The 2,859-nt window shown below is 66.2% G+C and carries 3 protein-coding genes and 1 pseudogene; 1 reads left to right on the top strand and 3 read right to left on the bottom strand.

What is annotated here, in order from left to right; translation table 11 throughout:
• Window positions 1-66: 66 nt before the first annotated feature.
• Both ACTWQC_RS35675 and ACTWQC_RS35670 read right to left on the bottom strand, forming a co-directional pair.
• On the bottom strand, window positions 67-846 hold the full coding sequence (locus ACTWQC_RS35675; RefSeq protein WP_443320026.1) for a calcium-binding protein: 780 nt from the start codon (window positions 844-846) through the stop codon (window positions 67-69).
• Window positions 847-911: 65 nt separating this feature from the next.
• On the bottom strand, window positions 912-1,697 hold the full coding sequence (locus tag ACTWQC_RS35670; protein WP_443320025.1) for a calcium-binding protein: 786 nt from the start codon (window positions 1,695-1,697) through the stop codon (window positions 912-914).
• Window positions 1,698-2,245: 548 nt separating this feature from the next.
• Between ACTWQC_RS35670 and ACTWQC_RS35665 the strand changes: the two genes are divergently transcribed.
• Entirely contained in the window at window positions 2,246-2,737 is a 492-nt protein-coding gene (locus tag ACTWQC_RS35665; RefSeq protein WP_443320024.1) for a hypothetical protein, read from the top strand.
• Between the two features lie 20 nt (window positions 2,738-2,757).
• Here ACTWQC_RS35665 and ACTWQC_RS35660 read toward each other — a convergent pair.
• A pseudogene (locus tag ACTWQC_RS35660) lies at window positions 2,758-2,859 on the bottom strand (IS982 family transposase); the annotation flags it as partial.

Raw genomic sequence — 2,859 nt, 5'->3', positions numbered from 1 at the left:
CACGCCCCAAAGTCCACCCGACTGGGCTTGCCCACCGGTCATCGCCGACGGCCGAAGGTCTGCTGCTCAGGGACAGTTGATGGCGGTGTCTCCGGAATCGCGATTGCACGAGTCGACGGCGAGACCGCCATCGAGGCTGTCGTTGGCGCTGACACCGTCGACCGCGTTGAGAGTGTCGTTGCCCTCATTGCCGTTGTGGGTGTCATTGCCGCTGCCGCCGTTGAGGGTGTCATTGCCCTGGCTGCCGTTGAGGGAGTCGTTGCCCTCATTGCCATTGAGGGTGTCGTTTCCGGCGTTGCCGGTAATGGTGTCGTTGCCGCCGAGCCCGGAGATGGTGTCGTTGCCCGGCCCACCAATGATGGTGTCGTTGCCCGGGGTCGCCTGGGGTCTGCGTGCGGTGGCCGGGTCGTCACCGATGAGTCGGTCGGCTCTTGGGCCACCCTCCAGCCGATCCTCGCCGCCGCCTCCGTACACCGTCGCTGGGGCGTCCACGTTCGGGGAGACCGTGATGGCGTCGTCGGCGTCGTTGCCCGTGACCGCAACAGCCTCGACAGGCATCGGGCACTCCACGGTGTCCTCCGATCTCAGCTGGCAGGGCGCGACGGCCGTCACGGTGTCCCCGGCATCCGTCACCACGATGACGTTGCCCTGCCGCCGGATGGTGATGTCGTTCGCCACGCCCTGGCCGGCTGTGACGACCAGGACGTTGCCGGTCTTCTCGACTGTGGTGCCCGCGAGGGCCGCCGGGCCGGGCGTGACCGGGACGGCGGCGGCAGACGATCCTGCCAGCAGAACGCAGGCAGTCGCTGCTATGGACACCGTCAGGTGGATGCGGCGCGTGTTCATGATGATGGTCCCTCCCTTGTCGTGTCGCGTGTGTCGCCGGTGAAACCGCTCGCAGCGCGCATCCATCACGGGCAGCCCGTCAGGCTGTCTCCCAGGTCGGCGGTGCAATCGTCCACATCCGCCCCGCCTTCGAGATAGTCATTGCCACTGACGTTGTCCACGGCGTTGATCGTGTCCCTGCCGTTGCCCCCGTCAGCGAAGTCGGTGCCCGCGCCGGCGACGATCTGGTCGGCGCCGCTTCCACCGCTGACCACGTCGTTGCCGGTGTTGGCGTTGATGAGGTCCGTGCCGCCGTTTCCCTCGATGGAGTCGTTGCCGGACCCGCCGAAGACCCGGTCCGCCCCGGTTCCAGCAGTCAGGGTGTCGTTTCCGGCACCGCCTGAGAGGAAGTCGGAGCCTTCGTTGCCCTCCAGGGTGTCGTTGGCCGACCCGCCGTAGAGGCTGTCATCGCCCCCGCCGCCGACCAGCGTGGTTCCGAGGCTGGGCAGCGAGGAGCTGACACTGTCGTTCTGGTCACCGGCGTTCACGACGAGCTCCGTGGTCGTGCCGGCTCCCGGGCACGTGGCTTCGGTGGCGCTGAGGGCGGTACAGCCGCCGGACGCCGCGATGGTGTCTCCGGTGTCCTTGATACGGATGCTGTCACCGACCTGCGAGACGGTGATGCTGTTCCCCCGACCCACCCCGGCGGTGACCGTGATGGTGGTGCCGGTCTTGTTGACCAGCGTGGTGGCAAAGACGGTGCTGCCCCCTTGCTCCGTGCCGGGGGTCGCACTCGCCACGCCCGTGAGATACGACGTGAAACCGCACACCGCTGTCAGGAATGCAGCGGTGTGCACGAGCTTCCTGTCCATGACCTGCTCCTCAAATGAATGTGGAACGTTGCCTTCGGTCCTGTGGACTTCGTGGTTGCTCTCCAGTGGGCGGTCGTGACGGCGTAAGTCCGGCCGGAAAGCCGCCATTTCCTCGATCACCGGGAGAGCGCCCACCCACGATGCGGCGCTTCCATGTAGCCGACGTGCATGCCGCCGCATGACAACGTTGGCAAGCACGTGCCCGGCTCTGCACACGGGCAATGTCGCCGTGGAATGCGCTGAACGTGGGTGGACTCCGCACAAGTCCCTGCTGCAACCCCCCTGTGCCGTTGCAGCCTTCTGCGATTGCCGGCCAACTCCCGACTGGGTCGGCACATCGAGGCTCAATGCGTCATCGGTTCGTGGCAGGTGTTTGAGAGAATGCCGTGGCACAAAGTCATGCAGAAGGAGATTTAACGCCAAAGCTGGCCGGAAAAAGTGATCTCGCAGAGCGCGCAGAAGCGGCGGGGAGTCGGCGCCGGCCCCAACCGTCCCCACCACGGAGAGCCCAACTCGTAGCGGTGCTACCGGGCCTGCACAATGGGCACATGAAGAAGAAGACCCTGATCATCGTCGCTGCCTGTGTGGGTATTTGGGCCGTCGGCTGGGCCGTGACGCCGGTGCTGAAGAAGCACGACGACAACTTCCCGGACGCGTTCAACGACCACGTCCTCCATGAACGCATCAAGACCTTCCCGACCGCGCGCAACGCCCCGGAGGTCGGCGACGGCGAAGGGCTCTTCGTTCTCCCCGACTGGGTCCCCAAGGACGCCACGGACGTGACGGTCAAGGTGGAGACCGACGGCAACGCCAAACTCATACGTTTCACCCTCGCCGATACCCCACTGAAGCTGAGCGGTGAGGAGGGCTGCCACGAGGGTGCCTTTTCCGACGGGCCGACGCTCGATGCGGACTGGTGGCCGCAGGACGTGGGGGACGGTGCCGGGCGGCCGGAGTGCTCCGAGATGTACCAGTTCCGGGTGGCGGTCAAGGGGGAGCGGGTCTACGCCTGGAGCAACGGCGACCTCGCGCAGACCTAGACGATTAGTTCCGATGTGGCTCAGTGGTCGTAGGCGATCAGCGAGCGGGTGACGGGTGCGCCGATGGTGCGGTTGTGCCAGATCGCGCAGGTCATCGCCAGGATCCGCTGAGCCACGCGGAC

It is taken from the genome of Streptomyces sp. 8N616 (assembly GCF_052246385.1).
Taxonomy (GTDB): domain Bacteria; phylum Actinomycetota; class Actinomycetes; order Streptomycetales; family Streptomycetaceae; genus Streptomyces.
The sequence above is the reverse complement of the archived record's forward strand: the minus strand, read 5'-3'. Positions and strand labels throughout refer to the sequence as shown.